General features: G+C 48.9%; 19 protein-coding genes. 12 read left to right on the plus strand and 7 right to left on the minus strand.

Going from position 1 to position 17,852, the window contains the following annotated elements; translation table 11 throughout:
* The first annotated feature begins 454 nt into the window (after nt 1-454).
* Entirely contained in the window at nt 455-1,366 is a 912-nt protein-coding gene (locus CHB92_RS24595; protein ID WP_089321895.1) for a helix-turn-helix domain-containing protein, read from the plus strand.
* Nucleotides 1,367-1,472: 106 nt separating this feature from the next.
* Nucleotides 1,473-2,405 (plus strand): MBL fold metallo-hydrolase, encoded by a 933-nt coding sequence (locus tag CHB92_RS24600; RefSeq protein WP_245842896.1) that lies wholly within the window; start codon nt 1,473-1,475, stop codon nt 2,403-2,405.
* A gap of 103 nt (nt 2,406-2,508) precedes the next feature.
* On the opposite strand, the gene CHB92_RS24605 is transcribed toward CHB92_RS24600, so the two are convergent.
* From CHB92_RS24605 to CHB92_RS24620, 4 genes are all read right to left on the minus strand, one after another.
* Nucleotides 2,509-3,405, minus strand: a complete 897-nt coding sequence (locus CHB92_RS24605) for a cation diffusion facilitator family transporter (RefSeq protein ID WP_089321896.1) — start codon at nt 3,403-3,405, stop codon at nt 2,509-2,511.
* Nucleotides 3,406-3,471: 66 nt separating this feature from the next.
* Entirely contained in the window at nt 3,472-3,879 is a 408-nt protein-coding gene (locus CHB92_RS24610) for a DoxX family protein (RefSeq protein WP_089321897.1), read from the minus strand.
* A gap of 350 nt (nt 3,880-4,229) precedes the next feature.
* Nucleotides 4,230-5,468 carry a hypothetical protein gene (locus CHB92_RS24615; RefSeq protein WP_089321898.1) on the minus strand — a complete coding sequence of 413 codons (1,239 nt, stop codon included), beginning with the start codon at nt 5,466-5,468 and terminating at the stop codon, nt 4,230-4,232.
* A 358-nt stretch (nt 5,469-5,826) separates the two neighbouring features.
* A complete protein-coding gene (locus CHB92_RS24620) occupies nt 5,827-6,735 on the minus strand; it encodes a cyanophycinase (protein ID WP_089321899.1) in 909 nt (302 codons plus the stop codon).
* Between the two features lie 412 nt (nt 6,736-7,147).
* Between CHB92_RS24620 and CHB92_RS24625 the strand changes: the two genes are divergently transcribed.
* Entirely contained in the window at nt 7,148-7,810 is a 663-nt protein-coding gene (locus CHB92_RS24625) for a hypothetical protein (RefSeq protein WP_089321900.1), read from the plus strand.
* Nucleotides 7,811-7,940: 130 nt separating this feature from the next.
* Here CHB92_RS24625 and wrbA read toward each other — a convergent pair whose 3' ends face one another.
* A complete protein-coding gene (wrbA, locus tag CHB92_RS24630) occupies nt 7,941-9,056 on the minus strand; it encodes an NAD(P)H:quinone oxidoreductase type IV (RefSeq protein WP_089321912.1) in 1,116 nt (371 codons plus the stop codon).
* A gap of 576 nt (nt 9,057-9,632) precedes the next feature.
* Between wrbA and CHB92_RS24635 the strand changes: the two genes are divergently transcribed.
* The 6 genes from CHB92_RS24635 (at nt 9,633) to CHB92_RS24660 (ending at nt 13,950) form a co-directional block, all read left to right on the plus strand.
* Complete coding sequence (locus CHB92_RS24635; protein ID WP_089321901.1) at nt 9,633-10,499, plus strand: DUF5694 domain-containing protein; 867 nt, start codon at nt 9,633-9,635, stop codon at nt 10,497-10,499.
* A 132-nt stretch (nt 10,500-10,631) separates the two neighbouring features.
* Nucleotides 10,632-10,871, plus strand: coding sequence for a hypothetical protein (locus tag CHB92_RS24640; protein WP_089321902.1), 240 nt, complete (start codon nt 10,632-10,634; stop codon nt 10,869-10,871).
* Between the two features lie 159 nt (nt 10,872-11,030).
* Nucleotides 11,031-11,756: a hypothetical protein gene (locus CHB92_RS24645; RefSeq protein ID WP_144266392.1), complete on the plus strand. Its 726-nt coding sequence runs from the start codon at nt 11,031-11,033 to the stop codon at nt 11,754-11,756.
* Between the two features lie 535 nt (nt 11,757-12,291).
* Nucleotides 12,292-12,543 (plus strand): hypothetical protein, encoded by a 252-nt coding sequence (locus CHB92_RS24650; RefSeq protein WP_089321904.1) that lies wholly within the window; start codon nt 12,292-12,294, stop codon nt 12,541-12,543.
* 87 nt (nt 12,544-12,630) lie between these two features.
* Nucleotides 12,631-13,482, plus strand: a complete 852-nt coding sequence (locus tag CHB92_RS24655; protein WP_089321905.1) for a DNA/RNA non-specific endonuclease — start codon at nt 12,631-12,633, stop codon at nt 13,480-13,482.
* A gap of 42 nt (nt 13,483-13,524) precedes the next feature.
* The gene (locus CHB92_RS24660; protein WP_089321906.1) at nt 13,525-13,950 is read left to right on the plus strand and encodes a nuclease A inhibitor family protein; all 426 of its coding nucleotides are present in this window, start codon (nt 13,525-13,527) and stop codon (nt 13,948-13,950) included.
* A 130-nt stretch (nt 13,951-14,080) separates the two neighbouring features.
* Here the strand turns inward: CHB92_RS24660 and CHB92_RS24665 are convergent, their stop codons facing one another.
* A complete protein-coding gene (locus tag CHB92_RS24665) occupies nt 14,081-14,470 on the minus strand; it encodes a hypothetical protein (RefSeq protein WP_089321907.1) in 390 nt (129 codons plus the stop codon).
* Between the two features lie 1,095 nt (nt 14,471-15,565).
* On the opposite strand from CHB92_RS24665, the gene CHB92_RS24670 reads away from it, so the two are divergent.
* From CHB92_RS24670 to CHB92_RS24680, 3 genes are all read left to right on the plus strand, one after another.
* Nucleotides 15,566-16,144 (plus strand): Crp/Fnr family transcriptional regulator, encoded by a 579-nt coding sequence (locus CHB92_RS24670; protein WP_089321908.1) that lies wholly within the window; start codon nt 15,566-15,568, stop codon nt 16,142-16,144.
* 62 nt (nt 16,145-16,206) lie between these two features.
* Nucleotides 16,207-17,118: an MBL fold metallo-hydrolase gene (locus CHB92_RS24675; protein WP_089321909.1), complete on the plus strand. Its 912-nt coding sequence runs from the start codon at nt 16,207-16,209 to the stop codon at nt 17,116-17,118.
* Nucleotides 17,119-17,586 carry a GNAT family N-acetyltransferase gene (locus tag CHB92_RS24680; protein WP_089321910.1) on the plus strand — a complete coding sequence of 156 codons (468 nt, stop codon included), beginning with the start codon at nt 17,119-17,121 and terminating at the stop codon, nt 17,584-17,586. It abuts the gene before it with no gap.
* Between the two features lie 74 nt (nt 17,587-17,660).
* Here CHB92_RS24680 and CHB92_RS25960 read toward each other — a convergent pair.
* A partial coding sequence (locus CHB92_RS25960) for a hypothetical protein (RefSeq protein WP_179223154.1) occupies nt 17,661-17,852 on the minus strand: 192 nt, incomplete at its 5' end.

A 17,852-nucleotide genomic window follows, 5' to 3' on the forward strand; every position in this document is an offset into this window, starting at 1 on the left:
TCCTCGTTACTAAAAAGAATAGTATCGACAAACAGGAACGGTTCGCGGTGTGGCAATAAATTCTGGGCATCTTTCATAGTTGTGTGTATGGAATTATGTGCATGGCTTATAGCTAACAGCCTTTTCTAGGCTATGCGATAGATCAAGATAGCGGGAAATATTTAAAAAATCTCTCAGACCGCTTACTTTATCCAGCTTCTCAAAGGTATCTACTTCCTTTACCTCTCTCTGCTTTTCTGAGCACAAAATGGTAACACTTGGTAGGCTACTATAGGCTTTGCATGGCATATGTTTAAGAGCAGCTTTATCTGTTCCTGGGACAGTGACCCGGGCTGGAATAAAAAAACCACACGTATAGCCTGCCGGACATGGACTCAGGCAGGCTATACGTGTGACAGTTACTTTAAATTTGGCAATAGATTTATACTTTTACAGGCGCAATTCCCTTCTGATAATGACAAAACAAGGAGCTACTATTCCAGTCTACACAGAGGCTGAAAGCTTTAGAAAGAACAGCTTCCGGGACTTTTATATTGCTTCGTATGAGGACCGGCAGGATGCTGGCCTCAAGCGGGTTGCCCCGCACCGGCATACCTATTATGAGATCATCTGGATAACAGAAGGGAGCGGCACGCACACCATCGATTTCAAAGACTACCCCTTTCATGGCCCCTGCCTGTTTCTGCTGCAGCCGAGCCACATCCATCAGATCATAAAGGATGGCCCCACCAAAGGCTTTGTGCTGAAATTTAATGAGTCGCTTTTCGCTGTGGAGTCAGGCGCAGAGAACCTTTTGCTCAAGTATGGCATCTTCGACAACATCAACGTGCAGCCGGTGCTTCAACTTGACTCGGAGGCTGTGCACTTGCTGAATGACCTGATGCAAAAAATGCTGCTGGAGTATAAAAATGCTTCTGAACTATCGGCCATTATCATTGCCTCTTACCTCAAGGTCTTTCTGCTGCAGGTATACAAGCTAAAAGACAGCCACCGGGAAGAACTGCAGGCCGCCCCGGAACCGCGCTACCTGGTTTTCCGCACCTTTAAAATGATGCTGGAGCAGCAGTACAGGCAACAGCACGCCGTGCAATACTATGCAGCAGCACTAGCCATTACGCCTAGGTCGCTGAACGAGGTCACGCACAAGTACGCCGGCAGAACAGTAAGCGACCTGATCAAGGAAAGGCTCATGCTGGAAGCCAAACGCTTGCTTCACCACGGCAAACTAACTATCAAGGAAATAGCTGGAGAACTGGGCTTTGACGACGCAGCCTACTTCACCCGGTTCTTTACAAAGAACGAAGGCTTATCACCTCAAAACTTCAGGTTTAAGGAAAAGCATGATGAAGCCGGGCTTGTCAGGTAAAGCTTGATTATCCAACACAAGCAACAGTTTGTCCATTGAGCAAGGGGTTCTAATGGGAGAACTTTGTGCTGTTAATCAGATTAATCCATCTTAAGAACAGCACCTCATGAACCGAAAATCCTTTCTTCAGAAGTCCTTCCTCAGCTCATCTCTACTACTGGTGCCGGGCCTGGCGCACAACAACTTTTTAGCTTCTGTTGGTAAAACAAGTATGAAGCTTGCTATCAGAGACAAGGACCAGAAGAATATCTGTGCTACCTGCGGTACCCGGCACGCAACAGCCAGAACCGAGGCAGACACCTGCCCTATCTGTCAGGACGAGCGCCAGTATGTAGGCGACAAGGGCCAGCTGTGGTTGAGCTACAGTGAGGTTGCGAAAAGCAGCAGCATCCGCATCACGCGGCTACAGCCAGACCTCTACGACCTTAAGATCACGCCATCTTTTGCCATTAGCCAGAAAGCACACCTTGTTCTATCAAAAAGCGGGAATATCCTCTGGGACTGCATTCCTTTTCTGGATGAGCAGACGGCGAGTTATATCCGCACGATGGGAGGTATCAAAGCGATTGCCATTTCGCACCCGCACTACTACAGCCTGATGGCTGAATGGGCCCAGGCCTTCGATTGCCCGATCTACCTGCATGTGCAGGACAAGCAATGGATACAGGATAAAAGCAGACATATCCGCTTATGGGAAGGTAAAAAACTGGTGCTGTGGGACGATATCTCAGTAGTGCACGTGGCCGGCCACTTTGCGGGCAGCACGGTACTGCACCTGCCCCACCACGGCGCAAAAGGCTCCCTTCTGACTGGCGACAGCATTTATGTAGCACGCGACAGAAAGCATGTGTCCTTTATGTATAGTTACCCCAACCTGATACCGTTGAAGAAAGCAGCAATTAAGCGCATACAGCAGCAAATAGAGCCACTCGCCTTTGATGCCATTCATGGTGCCTTTGAAGGGCAGGAAATCCCATCCGGTGCCCGGGAGGCGTTCAGGCGTTCGGTAGCCAGGTACCTCAACATCTACAAGGCATAGCGCACAAATGACTATACCTTCTCAACGGCAAAAAGAAAGAAGCCGCTACTTTGACAGTAAGCGGCTTCTTTCTTTTTGATGAGAGCAGTCAATAATCAAAACATCAGGCTTCCAGGCGGCATACTTCTGTTTCATGCTCAAGCTCTAAGGTTACCTCTGTTATCGAGAATGCGTTCAGCACTTGGCTGATCTGCTGCTTTAGAGCGGATAGGGCCTGTGGTTCCTGCACCTGGGACACTACCAAGTGAGCCGATAAGACATGGTGCTCGCCGTCCAGGGACCACAGCCTTAGTTCGTGTATGTCCTGTACATTTTTCAGGGCTAATACCTGCTCTTTTACCTTTTCTAAGCTAAAGCCCAGCGGGTTTGCCTGGAGTAGGACCTGTAAGGCAGCCCAGGCATTTTGGAAAGCATGAACCAGCATGTAGAGCGATATGGCTACTGATAAAAGCGGGTCGAGCCAGGGTAGTTCGAAGAACAGCAGGATGATACTGGCGACTAATACCGTTACCCATCCCAGCAGGTCTTCGAGCATGTGCAGCGATACGGCCCGTTGGTTTAAGTTGATCCCTCCTTTTAGCTTGAAAAAAGCGGCACCGTTCACCACTATTCCCAGTATGGCAAACAGCAGCATGCCCATCGGCTCGGGCATGGAGGGGTTCAGCAGCCGTTCAACAGCTTCTGTTATGACGAATCCAGCCCCCAAAATAAGGATGAGGGATGTAACCAAGGCTCCGGCCACAGAGTAGCGCTTGTAGCCATAGGTATAGGTAGGATTTCCGGGTTTCTCCGATTTGCGTTGCAGAAAGTACGTAAGGCCAAGTGCAAAGGCATCGCCAAAGTCGTGGAGCGCGTCGCTCATAATGGCTACGCTGTTTACGAAGAACCCGCCTATAAGCTCCAGCAAGGCAAAGCCCAGGTTCAGGATAAAAGCAAACTTTATGTTACCGGTGGCATGATGGTGGTGAGCATGCCCGTGATGGTGGTGGTGACGTTCCATGTTGTGTAAAGTCAAAAAGCCGTGCCCCCTGTTAAGAGCAGGAAGCACGGCGCTGGTATAGAGCTTTTATTTTGTACTTGTTGGCTGTTTCGCTGAAAGATGTACCACAGCGGCCAGCGCCACTAGTCCGCCCATAATGGCCAGGTTCTGGATGAAGTCCATGACGGCGGTTTGTTGCATCATGCCCTCCATGTTCCAGAAAGTATGCATCATCAGGGTCATCGGGAGCAGGAGCAGCACCAAAGCTAATGCGGTCTGCTTTACCTTAAAGCCCGCAAACAGAAGTATAGCACCGAGCAATTCGGTCACCATGGCGGCTCCCAGCAGCAGGGGCACAAACGGCAGACCTTTCGAGGCCATCCACATGGCCGGGCCATCCCAGAAAAGCACTTTATGCATGCCCGCCACTAAAAATGTAATACCGATCAGTATCCTGGCTACCAGGATAAAGGGTTGAACAGCTGAATTTTTCATAGTTGTAGAATTTTGAATGCGTGAATGAATGATTGAGTGAATAAATTTTGATTGAGTGTATCAGGGTTTTCGCAATACTGGGTCGAACCACCCCTAACCCCTCCCTATCCCAGGCGGGGAACTTTTTCTGCTAATACTGTCTCTTGTTTTCCTGCTTTGTAGTTAATGCATAAACATCCCCATTACCCCCTTCAAAGGGAAACTCTGAGCCACTACTCTGGCTGATATACAAGCTCTGTTGAAGGCTCTAGGCAGGAAAAGTATAAGTATAGCTCCCCTTTTTAGACTAGTGAGAACGCGAGTTTGAAACTAGCGAGCCCAGTTCTGAGGGGCAGGGGTGGTTGGATTATCTAAAATACAAACTGTGCGCCCAGCGCTAATTGGTTAGCCGAGGTGGTTTTGTATACCTGCTTTCCATTCTCCACAAGCCTCCAGTCGGTGTTGGCGCGGTACCACTCCAGGGCTATTCCTAGCGGACCGGCGTCGTAGCGGATCATAGGCACGATGACTTCGTTTCTGAGGCGGGCGTTGCCGGGTACCGCTGCCAATACTTCGCCGTCGTTCGGGTTGTCCTGGCCGTACATGACCCAGGCGCTGAGGTGCTTACTGAACCTGTAGCCTGCCTGCCCCCAGGCACCGTAGCCTGCTATGTTACCGAACTGCAGCAGCTGGCCCCAGCTCTGGCTGATGGCGCGGCCCCAGTAGGCGTTTCCCTGCAAGGTGGCTCCGCCGTAGGTTAGCTTCGTGCCTGCCTGCACGGCTTTGCCCTCCAGGTTGCTGCGGGAATCGCCCTGCACCAGGCGCTTGCGGTCGTAGTGACCGGCCAGGTTCACCTCCCATTTCAGCGGCTGTGTCTGGTTGCTGATGTTCAGGCCAATTTCTGTTTGCGGTATACCTATTTCTCCTTCATCACGACCGTCGGCTTCGGCTTTCGGGCCGGTCCAGGAGCCGCGGAACACAGCCAGGTCCAGGCGTACTTTGGTGAAGGCTGTCGGTCTGGTTAAACCCTGGTAGAGAAACAAGCCGGGGTTGCGGAAGCCAATGCCGCCCGCCGAGCCATAGCCCATGGCAAAGTGCGTAACGGAGTTCGGAAAGTGCGCCACCAAGGGTGTCCAGTTCTGGCCCAGGCGCAGCCTCGTCTGCCCTTTCTGCACCTCCACGTAAGCCAGTCGCACGCGTGGCAGCAGGTTCTCGTCGGCAAAGCCGCCTCCGCCTGCCGTGCCTCCCAGGAAGTCTAGCTCGGCACGACCAGTGGCGGTGATGCCGTGGGGCAGGTGATAGGCCGTGCCTTTAAAGATGAGCCAGGTCTTGCGCAGGTCGCCGCCAAACTGGTACTCCTCCTGGGTAGGCTGCTGGGGGCTGGCCCACATGGTAATGGCGCCGTCGCCCAGGCCAAAGGTATCGTCCTGCACAAAACCCGAAGCCGTGATGATGCCGTTGATGCTGGACTTGAAGTATGGCTTGCCTGCCTGCGTAGTGTCCGGTGCCGGCGTGGCCGGGAAACTGAGATCGATCTGGGCATTTGCCTGGTGCAGCAGCAGCGTACTTAAAGCTGCCACGCCGATAGTGGTGCGTAGTGTTTTTTTCATGGTTTTATTTTGTAGCTAATGGTTTAGGCAATAAGGTGGCCGTCCGCCTTTTTAGGGGCAGCTTCCGTTTTGCTCCGGTTTTGGTTATTGATTGTTTTTAGCTTGTGCTGCAGGCTGTGTTAGGCTTCTGGTTTGCTCCTCCCCCGCCTGCATTTCTCTTGTTGTTGCAATGGCACAAAGGTCTGTGCTTTTGCAGCCCCAGGCCATACACAAACAGGTGCTTTTGCTGGACAAACAGGTAAGTGCTGAACAAGCGCACCGATGCTGATTGAGCGGCATCCGTAATGGCACAAGGTATAGGTATACACTATGCTATGGCAACTTACAGGGTATATCCCTGCTGTCCGGGTACATGATGCTAATCGTTTTCATCACTTTCTTCTATATTGAAAGCAGGTATGGTGTAGGTTTTGCCATTTCCCAGCAGGTGCATTTTCAGGTCGTAGATGGTAAACGGATCGCCTGCTTCTATTTCATAGATATTGGTACTGCTGATGTTCATGCCATCCAGTATGGTCACCAGGCCACTGCCCACTACCTCCACCTCCATGCCTTTTTTTACCAGTATGGCAGTGTCTTCCTCCAGGCCAATGCCGATGCAGCCCGGATTTTGCGCCACCGCCTGTGCCATACGAATGATGCGGCCGCGGTCGATGAAGTGGGTATCAATGGCTACGTTCTTCAGCAGGTCAAGCCCGGCGGTAGCACTCATCTGGTCTTTCAGCATACCTCCCTGCGCTTCGCCTTTATAAATCATGTTGGTAGACATCGCCGCAGCTCCCGCACTGGTACCGGCTACCACAAACTTCTCGTTCATGTACCGCTCTTTGATGCGTTCCATAAAAAGGCTGCCGCCGAGTATGGAGGTAAGCCGGAGTTGGTCGCCGCCGGTGAGCATGATGCCGGCAGCCTTATCCACCAATTTTATTTTCTCCGGGTCTTTGGCATCGTCGCGGGTTCTGATATCCACGATCTTAACCGTATCAACCCCCAGGTCTCTGAATAACTTTACGTATTCACGAGCAACCGGCTCCGGATCGTTGGTGGCGGCCGGCACCACCAACACCAGCGGATCTTTCCCTTGCAGTTCTTTTACAAAGCGTTTCAGTATCTGCTCGCTGACAAAGCTGGTGTTCTCCTCCTGCGACTCGGGGCGCTCCTCTTCACTCTTGCTTTCCTTGCCGCCTATGGCCAGCAGTATACCTTTGGGTGTGGGAAAGTCCAACCGCTGCGCCTTGTTTTGTGGAGATTTGCTTTTTGCTGCCATAAATCCTCCTGATTTTACGTTTCCGCTGGCCGGTAATACATTGTATACTACCTACTTTCGCATAAGTTCGCGATATTGTAGCACCTGTTCATTCAGGTCTGCTAACCGCTTTAGTTAAGGCACTTCAGCTTCGATTTGGGTCTTGCATTGTAGCTCTTTCATGTTCTGTTTTTCTATTGGTGTTACTGATTATGAACATGACAAAAGTATGGTGAGAAGAGGGTGAGGGTGTTACAGAATTTTGGAGAAGTGTTGCAGGATTTATAGGAAGGAAAATCAAGCAGCAACTGTGCATTTTGAATTTGCAGGAAAGTGAGTACTATTTCATTTATCTGCTATATTTAAAGTACAGCAGGAGTAGATACTCCTGCTGTACTTTAAATGTGAAATGCTCATTAATCGAGAATAACAAATGAAGCTGTTGCTGGTTCTTTTATTCTTACTGCCATTAACTAGCTGCAACACAGTAGAGCAACAAGAAAAAGAGGATTGGCAAAAAATAACGGTAGGTAATTATTCATTCAAGTTCCCTGCTGATTTCAATCTCATTGAAGAAACAGGAATTGATTCATATGTAGGTAGAATTGAGGGAGACAGTATAAACTTTTTCTTTGACTACGGTGAGTATCCTAATGCATTGGCCCTGACACCAGAGCAATATCTTGAAGATAGTACATGGGTAAAGGATGCTTCTTACCAATTCATGGAAAGTGGAAAGACATATAATGTTGACATGCTACCAAAAGTTGAAGTTATTTCCATGCGAAAAGCTACTTTAGAAGACAGCCTGAAGTGGAAAGGTAGTGACTATGTGGCAACAGGCAGACATGAGAAGTATGTTTTTGATTTTCCAATTTATCTTCCCAAAGAGACAAAGGAACATGATGTTTCTATTGATACGTTTGATAATCAATACAGGAAAATAGTAAAGGCAAAGAATCCAAAGAAGGGTATAACTGGAATACATATCAAACCCTTAAACGGTGATATAGCATTAACTTTGGTGGCAGACAGTCTGACTGAAAGTCAACAAGAGTTAGTTGCTAAAATATTATCAACAGTACGGGTCAAATAAAAAGTAAACCGCATAACAAGGTTCAGCTTTAACCCCCACTACGTTTCAGACTTCTGGTGCACAAGACGTTATGAAGCTAACCACCACGTAACCAAAATCCAACGTGACGGTTTTATTTTACTGCTATTGCCTACTCCACCTCGAATACCGCCTGAATCTCCACAGGTGAATTCACAGGTATAGATGAGGCGCCAAGGGCGGCGCGGGCGTGTTTCCCCTTCTCCCCGAAAACAGCCACGGTTAAATCAGAAGCTACATTCATCAAACCGGCATGTTGGGTATAGCCAGTCGGGGTGTTTAAGAATCCCGTTAGCTGCACCACCTGTTTTACCCGACTCAAGTCGCCATGGGTGGCGCTTTTGAGTACGGCCAGCACATTCAGCATGGTCTGGCGGGTGGCTTCTTTGGCTTGCTCGATGGTCAGGTCCTGCCCGATCACGCCGGGGTGCAGCACCTTCCCCTCTTTCAGCGCCACCTGGTTAATGAACACCAGGTTACCGGAGCGGGTATAGGGTACGTAATTTCCCACCGGCTCAGGCAGCACGGGCAGTTGCAGCCCCAGCTCCAGCAAGCGTTGCTCTACGTAGTTTATACTTTCCTCTGGGGTTTTTGCAGGTGGTGTTGGTTCAGTTAGCGTTTTGTGCAACGGTGCGAGAGCTTTAGCTATTTTGGCTAATGCCTCACCCTGCAGCTCGGCTAAGTATAGCTCGCTTTCAGAGGGTCTCTCGGAACCTGGCATAGTGGCAAGGGCTGTGGTACCAAATACCGTGTTCCCCTGCGCTATGGATTTGTCTATACCGGCAGCTCCCCTCATGCCCGTAGGCACCAGCACCATGCCGTGCACCGATAGGGTAGACCATAACGAAAGGATGGCTGCCTCGCGGGCAGCACCGCCTCCTGCTGCCATAAACACCGTAGCCGGTACACCGTCCAGCCGGTGCTGCGACCAAAGATTCAGCGTACCCTCCAGGAACAGGCGCATGTCAGCCGTGGTACTCCCAAAGTGGATGGGCGAGCCGAAGGCAATGCCGTCATATTGCGCCAGTTCTTCAGGTGTAGCATAAGGCACCGAAGCAAAGGGTTTACTCTCCAAATCATCGGGTAGGGTGATGTGCGGCACCTGCTTCAGCACCGCCCGTACCCCCTCCTGTTTTTCTATACCCCGAGCAATGGCTGTAGCCAGTTTATAAGTGGTGCCGCCCTTCGAGTGGAACAGCACCAACACAGTAGTTTCTTCTTTTTTCATGGTTTTATGTTGTTGCGCTTGCAGGCTGGTAATGGCCAAAAGACCGATGGCAGCCAGTAGTAGTTTGAGTGGCATTTTATACTATAGGGAATGAAGTGCTGTGGCTTAAGCTGTGGCAGCCGATCTTTTCAGAAGCCTTAACAGCTGTTGAGGCAATGCCGGAAAGAAGGGCGTTCAAGGTTTGCAGGAAAGGCTTTAGAGCAGGTATGGTACTACTGCCATCGTTACTGCCGGATGTGTAATACAGGCCCATCATTTTCTTGTTTTTTGGATTTAACGCCGCAAAGGAAGCAGCTTAAAGAGGCGGGACTGTTACAAAATTCCTGTAATCTGTTACAGCATTTATACCTAAGTGGAGCGCGCAGCAAGGCACCTGCACAAATGTGCAAGACAAGCACCCTTTTGTCTATTGAGCGGATGGTAAAAAGCGGAGACTTTTGTGTCGTTGAAACAGCAAAAATTTTCAGGATGATTATCAGTGAAGTAGCAAAGATGTGCTACTTTTTTCAGCTACTCATGCAACTTGAAAGTTCAGCTACACATCTTACCCAAAAATCAATACCAATCCTAAAAACCATGAAAAAGCTATTACTCGCGGTGGCCCTGGTGACGGGCAGTTTCTTTTCTAATGCGCAGGCACAGATTAACAAAACGGACAGCAAAGAAGACCGCGCAAAGGTGATGTTCTTAGGCACCTTCCACTTCTCGTATCGCAACAAAGACATTATAGTAACCGAGAAAAAAGACCAGCTGGATGTGATGAGCCCGGAAGCACAGAAGGACCTGGAGAAAGTTAACCGGCAACTGGCCAAGTTTAAGCCCACTAAAATTGCTGTAGAAGTGATGCCGGAAAAGCAGGCCGAGCTGGACTCGCTGTATCAGGCTTACCTGGAGGGCCGCTATACACTGACGGCAGACGAAGTATACCAGATCGGGTTTAAGCTGGCAAAGGAACTGGGACACCAGCGTTTGTACTGCATCAACACAATGGGCGACCTTGATACATACCAGACACCCGGGGCTACCAAATTTGAGTTGCGCGAAGACAAGAAGGAGCGCATGGAGAAGTTCTGGACCTACATGCGCGCTAAAACCCTAGAGCGCGCCGAGATAGATAAAGAATTATTTAGCCACGAGGGTTCTCTTTACAAAGTGATCCAGAGGCATAACCACCCAGAAACCATTCGCCGCAAGCACGAAAACTATTTCCGGGAGGCCTTCCAGTACGAGGAAAAGCCATACGACTACACCGGCGTAGACTGGTACAGTGCCACCTGGTTTAACCGCAACCTTCGCATCTTCCGTAACATCCAGCGCATCACCGAGAGCCCTGACGACAGAATACTCGTGATTTATGGCGCAGCCCATGTGGCGCTCCTGCAGGAAGCGGTGGAAAGCTCACCGACACATCAGCTTGTACCTGTGCACAAACTGCTGAGGTAGAAGTTCCTTTACAAAAAACTCAGGCCAGAGACAAAAGCTGAGGAGACGAAAAGAGAGCTGCAGCTGGATGAGGCCACCCTTGCTCCCCTTCTTGACATCAACCCTGAGTCCTACCTACAGGCAGGGCAATGCATGAGAGAGGAGGTGCTTCGCCTGCAGAAGGACTTTACCAGAAGCATCAGGCCGCTTCACAACCAGAAGATGAACAAAGAGCTCCAGGAGCTGGTAAAGGGCCTGGAAGAGATGTCCAGGCATTACGGGCATAGGGACATAGAGGCAAGAATGAACAAGTGGATTAGGCGGTTTTACTCGTTCCAACAGGACATAGCGGTGTACCTGATTGACTTGCAAGTACTCAGAGTTAAAGATTAAAAAGACGAGAGAACTGTTATAGTTCGCTATAATGCAACCTAAGACATTGACAACAGAGCGTTCATCTAAATTTATTAAAATATAGCTATCTACTGTTCCTTCATCTTTCCTTCATCTTCTCACCATACATTTGCCCCATAACCTAAACTTTCCAATGTTATGAAAAGAAAGCCCCTTATCCCTCTTATGCTGGGCAGCCTTGTATGGTTCAGCGCTTGTGAGAGTGAGCCCGCAATGCCACAGGCCCAGGTAGGCCTAGATTTTAACACCATCACAGCCTCCGCCCCATTAAACGGCAGAGTGACCTCCACCAACAGCGTGGTCTTCACCTCCGGCACGATCACAATGCAAGAGGTTAAGTTTGAGGCAGAGAGCGACGTAAATTCCCTGGAGGTGGAGTTTGAACTGGAGCAGGACGTGCAGATAAACTTCCCCACTGGCGCCACCTCCCCTGATATCAGCGCCATTGCCATCCAGCCAGGCACTTACGAGGAGTTCGAAATAGAGATGAAGCTTCAGGACGAGGGCCCCGCGCCCGCTATTGTCCTGAACGGCACTTTCACAGACGCCGAGGGCCAGCAGCACCCGGTACGCTTCGAGTTCAACTCAGATGAGGAATTTGAGGTAAATAGGGAAGGCTTTATCACTTTCACCGAGGGCCAGAGCGTAGTGGCGCAGGTCACTTTTGACCCTGCTGCCTGGTTTGCGGCCGTCTCCGCAGAGCAGCTTTCAGCCGCAGCAAAAGACGCTAGCGGTGTTATTGTCATCAGCGCTACCCAGAACCCGGGCATCTTTGAAACAGTGGCCGACGGACTGGACTTGGCAACAGAAGTGGAAATTGAGGATGAGGATGAGGACGAGGACGAGGATGAGGATGAGGACTAAGCTAAAGTGTTAGCTTAACGTAAATGACAGAACCGGCAGCAGGAAGAGAAGCATTTTTGTTTTCCCTGTTTCTTTTGGTTCTCCTTCACTACTGTTTAGATTAAGTGAGACGGCAATAAGAAACAGATAAGGATGCTGGACTCCCAAACGGGGACTAACGAGGTAGGCTCATTTGCTAGCCCCACTGTTACGGAGAGCAAGACATATAAAGAGACCTATCAAAAGGGGGCTTACTCACAAGTTTAGCCCCCTTTTGATATTTCATAGCACTATCACAATGAAAAGCTAACTCCAATAGAGCTGGTGACGACACCGAGGCCGACAACGGCTTTATCTGGGGCGTGGTGGAAGGGATTGCAAGATCGATTTAGCCAGCTATGACCACTCTGTTTGTTTGTAACTACCTGACCTTCCTCTCCTACTTTACCTAACGCCCAAAAGTACGGTAGAACCAGGCTAGGATGGGCTCTTATCCTGTAGGAACCCCAATCAGAGACAAGTTCGTAGAGAGGATAACAGGCAAGCAGGACTGGTTATGGACCTCTACGAATTTAACTACTTCTCAAAAGACGAACGGGCGGACCTGATCTGGGACTTAGGGAGCCTTATTGCTATCCGCTACGATGGAGGCTACAGCGTGGTGCTTTACCACATGGGCGAGTTCTTTGCTGAGGTAAAGTATTCGGCCCAGCATAACCACATTGTGTCAGTCCGTGGTTTTAAGAGCAAAACCTACCTGGAACCTTACCTGGAGATGGTAGACCTGTCAGAGTTGATAAAGGAGTAGGAAAGCCGCCTGATATGAGACTCACCTATCCTGATTGCCTATGGTTTCATCCTTTACTAGCACTCTATTTGCTGCTTCTAACTACCTATGCTTAAACACTCCTACAGATACTTCCTCTTTCTCCTGCTCATCCTCTCTTCCTGCAAGGACTCAGAGGTCATTCCCGAGCAGTCGCTTACCCTCGAGGAGGAACAGCTCCTTCTGGGAAATCCCAGCGGTGCCACAGCCGATGAGAGCAACCCTAACAACTACCTCATGCTTAAGCCCCAGTACGCCCTCTCCTACAGCCAAGAAAGAGGAACGCCTAACTGGGTCAGCTGGCACGTGAGCGAGGACTGGCTAGGCACAGCCGAAAGGCAGGACGACTTCAGGGCAGACCCTAGCCTGCCTGAGGGATGGTACAGAGTGGGAAGCAGCTCCTACAGGGGCAGCGGCTTTGACAGGGGGCATAACACGCCCTCGGCAGACCGCACCAAGTCCGTAGCGGACAACTCTGCTACTTTCCTGATGACAAACATGATCCCACAGGCACCGAGCAACAACCAGGAGACCTGGGCCAACCTGGAGGACTACACCCGTGATTTGGTAGCGGAGGGCAACGAGGTCTACGTGATCATGGGAAGCTACGGGGAGGGCGGCACAGGCTCTAACGGCAGCGCCAGAACCATCGATAACGGAAGGGTTACAGTACCTAACAGGATATGGAAAGTACTGGTAGTGCTGCCAGAGGGAGAGAATGACCTAAAGCGGATAGACGCTGATACAAGAGTAATTGCAGTGGATACACCAAACAGCAACACTGTCCGCTCCGACTGGGGAACCTACCGCACAACAGTGGATGCGATAGAAAGCGCCACTGGCTATGACCTGCTTTCCGCTCTGCCTACACAGCTGCAAAAGGAACTGGAGGGCCAGGTAGACCAGGGGCCAACGCAGTAGCACAAACAAAGCCATTTAGAGACGTTCAAAGACACTATAAGAATGGAAAACACCAATGCTTCCGCTTTTACTAATGATCTACTGCAGGGGCTAAAACAGCACTCAGAGGGCCTGTACTACCTGAGCGAGACAGACGCGCCCTTTGAAGTAGTGCATTTCCCTGCTTCCCAAGGGCAGGAGCCTACAAATGAGGAGTTAACAGACTGGGCAGGGAAGGAAGCAGGGGAAAAGGTCGAAACAGTAGAGCTTCGGTACTTCTTCCGAAACATGAGCAAGGAAACAGCCGAGATGAGCGAGGAGGAGAAAGCGTATGCCGTTCGCTTCCAGGAGCTACAGCTCTTCATCGAGCAGCACCTGCAGGAAGCAAAGGTGTACAGGGTAGGACAGCGAAGGATTACAGCTCTTGTCTTAGGCAAGCCCCAGACAGGAGGCTTTGCAGGGCTAAAGACAAACCTTGTGGAGACGTAAGCATCAGTCGTGCCTCAGATAACATCAGCCAAAGAAAGAGCAGTTAGGCTAAAACAGACCCACCCAGTCAACCCTAAAAAACTTTTTATATTCAAACACCTTAGCTATCAAAATTTCTATAATTGCCCGTTCATTGAACTCTTCTACTTCCCAGTTTAGCGATAAGCTCATCCAGAATCTCTTTGCTGTACCCTATCTGGCGCGTGTACTCCAAGCACAGACTGTACTCTCTTTCTTCAACTTCACCATCCTGCAATACCATCATCACCAGAGCTTGCAACTCCAACGTTTTTTGCAGCCCATCCTTTGGGATGATAAATGAGAGTGATGAAAGGTTATCGGATATAGGACGGGTATCCTCCTCAGATAACTCTAACTGCTGGCCTATTGAGAGAAGAAAGTCACTTTCCATCTCATCAATGTATTTGTCTGCTATGGCTACTAAAACCATGTTCTGAAAAAAGGCTAGCTTTTTTTCCTTTGTATCTAAAAAGCTGTCCAACGTTTTATGGTTTTCCATCTATTATATAATCAAGAGTTTTTACATCACTAAACCCGCAACTTTAAGCTAAAAGAGCTTTGATTGCGCATGCAGGCTTATTGCGCGACGATGCTTCATCAACATAATCTACTGTTGATGCATGAAGGGAATACGTATAAAAGCAGGCTTAGCCTACAAATTTCAAACCTGCTCCCTGCGATTTTTGATGAATGGCCCCAACAGATATGTAAGGGAGGGAAGATCTAAGTTAATCTTATATACGCCGGCGTATTTTGTGTAGTACCAGGCGTTGACCAAAAGAATACACAGTAAACTTAGCCACACTTCAGCGGTCAGACATGATAACAAGCTTCAACTAGGCAAGTCAAATTCACCTGTTATTCTAATACAGCCGAAAGCTTATCCAGGACCTAGTACAAACAGAAAACAAGCTTCTGTTGCACACCATCGGATAAGCTTCATAGGCCTCTAGTGTCCTTTAGCAAGGGACGGTTGTTAAACATTCCTATAGCTCTAGTACCTCTCCACTTACTGCACGGCTTGTACATAGACTTTTACCTGTAACGAATGCAATTGTAATGTATCATCAGAGAGACTCCCTTTAGGGGAATCTGATCCAACCACAAAGCTTAGAAGTACGGCATCTGATAGGTGCGTAGTGAGAAAGAGCGATACTTAGGCTCCTTTCAGTAGGGTTATGAATAACTTATGCCGGGGTTTTCTTTAAGCTGCTTAACTGTTACAGGACAAGCCTATGCTTACTTGGTTTATGGCATTATCGGCCCGAATATTTGCTAAAGAAGGCGGATTAAACAGCTGCCTATGCTTATCACCGTCTAAAAGTTTACTTTAGCCTGCGAAAGGGCTTCCTGTAACGGCTCAGTGCCGCTTTTCAAGTCCTTCACAAGAAGAGGGCACTACGGGATTGTGTACAACTCATGTGAAGAGCAAGGGCAAGATATGTAGCTAGGCAGAGGCAGCCCCTGGAGCTTAGTAAGCTTTCGTTTGAAACAGCAGAAAACAGGAACACAAATAGGCTAACTGAATGACAAAGATGGTTCTTCAAATCCTTGTTCCAATTCAAGTGCAACCCTTTTAAGAGCTTATTCCCACATGATCAGTCAAACCGTACACTACTACACCCAAAAGCTTTCAGAGGAAGAGATAGCCACCTTTATAAGCAATGGCAAGCTGAAGAGAATCGGGAAATCTGAGTACTTTGTCTCAGAAGGCAAAACCTGCAAGCAGCTTGCTTTCTGTATGAAAGGAAGCTTCAGGTACTTCGTCACCAGTGAGGGCAAAGAGTATATCAAGGACTTCTCTTTTGAAAAAACCTTTTTCACTGCGTTTACAAGCTTTACCCTGCAAGTGCCTTCTGAGGTCTATATCCAGGCCCTTGAAGTGTCTGAGGTGCTAGTGTGGGATTACGAAACAGTGCAACGTACTTTATCTTCCAGCCTGGGCTGGCAGGAGTTCGGGAGGAAAGTGGCAGAAGCCCTTTATGTCAGGAAAGAAAAAAGAGAGATTGCCTTCCTAAAATATACTGCAGAAGAAAGGTACCTCCATCTGCTGCAGGAATTCCCGCAGATAAGCCAAAGGGTATCGCAAGTCTTTATCGCCTCCTATCTTGGAATAACAGCAGTGCACCTCAGCCGAATCAGGGCAAATAGAAAGTTTCTTAACAAAGGTTAATGCGCAGGCGCTACAAGTGGCGCAAATTTGTGGCGTAATCATTCAACCAATGTTTTAAGCGCATGAAAGTCTTATCCCTGTCTGGCCTGTTATTAATAATCCTTTCCTTTTCTGTTTACTTTGACAGCTGTGCACAGAAATTTACCACAGCCCCGCTGCGGAAGTGCAAAGCGGGCACTATCATCGAAGGAACCAGTGATACCAGCTCCATTCAAGTTACAAGAGTCGGCTACGCAACAGTTATCATTAGCAGTGGAAAGGATAAGCTCCTGATCGACCCCTGGTTTTCTGAAAAACCAGCTTATTACCATGGTGAAGACAGCCTCGCCATGACTGTTTCGCAACTACCCCATTTGTCTGCAATCGCTTCGACCCAGGATCACTACGACCACTTTGATATCCACACTCTGGCTGCCTACCCGGAGAAGGATGTTCCACTTTTAGTTTGTGCCGGTAGTAAACAAAAGAAAGTCGCGGAGGAGGAAGGGTTTACAAATATCGTTGAGTTAGCGAATTTTGAGAGTATCCGGATTGGCGGAATGAAGATTACCTCTTTTGAGAGTAAGAGCAGCGAGAAGCCCTCGAGCTTTGACTACGAGCGGAATTATATCATTGAAACGAATGGCAAAGTGCTTCTTTATGTTGGCCATATAATGCAGGAGTCGGTTCAGCGGGCTGTAAGGGCACGTTTCCCCGCTATAGATGTTGTTCTGCTACCTGTTAATGACTTACGGATCAAGCTTAACCTCAACGAGCAGAAAGCATTTGGTCCTGATGATGCCGCCAAGCTCTGCGAAATGCTAAGGCCTACAGTAGCCATACCTGTACACTATAATTTTAAAGGAAGCTGGCTTACTAACACTTTTTTGCTCAAGCAGAAAGGCACACCCGAGAAGTTTGCGCAAACGGTAAGAGAAAGGAAACTAACAACAAAGGTAATCATCACAGAGACAGGACAAAATTTGATTTTATAAGTGGGGCATACATTAACGTATCTAAAGGCCGGGCCTGATGACAGTTCTCTTCTGACGCAGACGGCTGTTAGCTCAAAAGAGTACTGGGGATATCCGGAAGAATGGATGAAGTTGTGGCAGTCAGAACTAACTGTAAGCAAAACTTACATCCTGCGTAATCATGTGGTTAAAGTGTATTGTGGGCAAACCTTTATCGGGTTTTACGCCCTCATCAGCTATGGAGAGGGGAACTGGGAAGTTGACCACCTCTGGCTAACCGCCGAGAACATCAGGAAAGGATATGGGAAAGAAATATTCAGGCACATGATTGAGCACATCAGGAATGCCGGAGGGACACGAATTACCTTAACAGCTGAACCAAACGCAAAGGGATTCTACGAGAAAATGGGCGGGAAGGTAATTAGAAGGCTAGAGAGCAAAATTGTGGGGCGCTTCCTTGAAGAATATGAGTTCAGAACAGCAACTTAGAGCTTTTTACCTTAAGCGGGAACTCTCAGACCGCGACGCCGAGGTTCTGACTCAACTTGCATAACAAGCGGGCCTTATGAAAAATGAGCTAAATCTGTAATGGTTTTAAGGAAAAGCGCTAAAGAAGGACCTGCAGGAGCAGGTCCTTCTGCTTCAGCAATCAATTCCACACAATTTGGCAACTGCCAACCGGGCAAAGAATTAAACACGGCAAGCGTTTTAGCAGTAGCCTTTAAAGCTCCATGCAGTAAATGTTTGTTCAGAGC

The organism is Pontibacter ummariensis (assembly GCF_900188175.1).
GTDB lineage: Bacteria > Bacteroidota > Bacteroidia > Cytophagales > Hymenobacteraceae > Pontibacter > Pontibacter ummariensis.

Coding starts and splice junctions, on each gene's coding strand:
- wrbA (WP_089321912.1), bottom strand. CDS start 9,056: ATGAAAAAAGAAGAAACTACTGTGTTGGTGCTGTTCCACTCGAAGGGC.
- CHB92_RS24615 (WP_089321898.1), bottom strand. CDS start 5,468: ATGAAAAAAACACTACGCACCACTATCGGCGTGGCAGCTTTAAGTACG.
- CHB92_RS24645 (WP_144266392.1), top strand. CDS start 11,031: ATGAAAAGAAAGCCCCTTATCCCTCTTATGCTGGGCAGCCTTGTATGG.
- CHB92_RS24595 (WP_089321895.1), top strand. CDS start 455: ATGACAAAACAAGGAGCTACTATTCCAGTCTACACAGAGGCTGAAAGC.
- CHB92_RS24610 (WP_089321897.1), bottom strand. CDS start 3,879: ATGAAAAATTCAGCTGTTCAACCCTTTATCCTGGTAGCCAGGATACTG.
- CHB92_RS24655 (WP_089321905.1), top strand. CDS start 12,631: ATGCTTAAACACTCCTACAGATACTTCCTCTTTCTCCTGCTCATCCTC.
- CHB92_RS24670 (WP_089321908.1), top strand. CDS start 15,566: ATGATCAGTCAAACCGTACACTACTACACCCAAAAGCTTTCAGAGGAA.
- CHB92_RS24640 (WP_089321902.1), top strand. CDS start 10,632: ATGAGAGAGGAGGTGCTTCGCCTGCAGAAGGACTTTACCAGAAGCATC.
- CHB92_RS24625 (WP_089321900.1), top strand. CDS start 7,148: ATGAAGCTGTTGCTGGTTCTTTTATTCTTACTGCCATTAACTAGCTGC.
- CHB92_RS24620 (WP_089321899.1), bottom strand. CDS start 6,735: ATGGCAGCAAAAAGCAAATCTCCACAAAACAAGGCGCAGCGGTTGGAC.
- CHB92_RS24650 (WP_089321904.1), top strand. CDS start 12,292: ATGGACCTCTACGAATTTAACTACTTCTCAAAAGACGAACGGGCGGAC.
- CHB92_RS24635 (WP_089321901.1), top strand. CDS start 9,633: ATGAAAAAGCTATTACTCGCGGTGGCCCTGGTGACGGGCAGTTTCTTT.
- CHB92_RS24675 (WP_089321909.1), top strand. CDS start 16,207: ATGAAAGTCTTATCCCTGTCTGGCCTGTTATTAATAATCCTTTCCTTT.
- CHB92_RS24660 (WP_089321906.1), top strand. CDS start 13,525: ATGGAAAACACCAATGCTTCCGCTTTTACTAATGATCTACTGCAGGGG.
- CHB92_RS24605 (WP_089321896.1), bottom strand. CDS start 3,405: ATGGAACGTCACCACCACCATCACGGGCATGCTCACCACCATCATGCC.
- CHB92_RS24665 (WP_089321907.1), bottom strand. CDS start 14,470: ATGGAAAACCATAAAACGTTGGACAGCTTTTTAGATACAAAGGAAAAA.
- CHB92_RS24600 (WP_245842896.1), top strand. CDS start 1,473: ATGAACCGAAAATCCTTTCTTCAGAAGTCCTTCCTCAGCTCATCTCTA.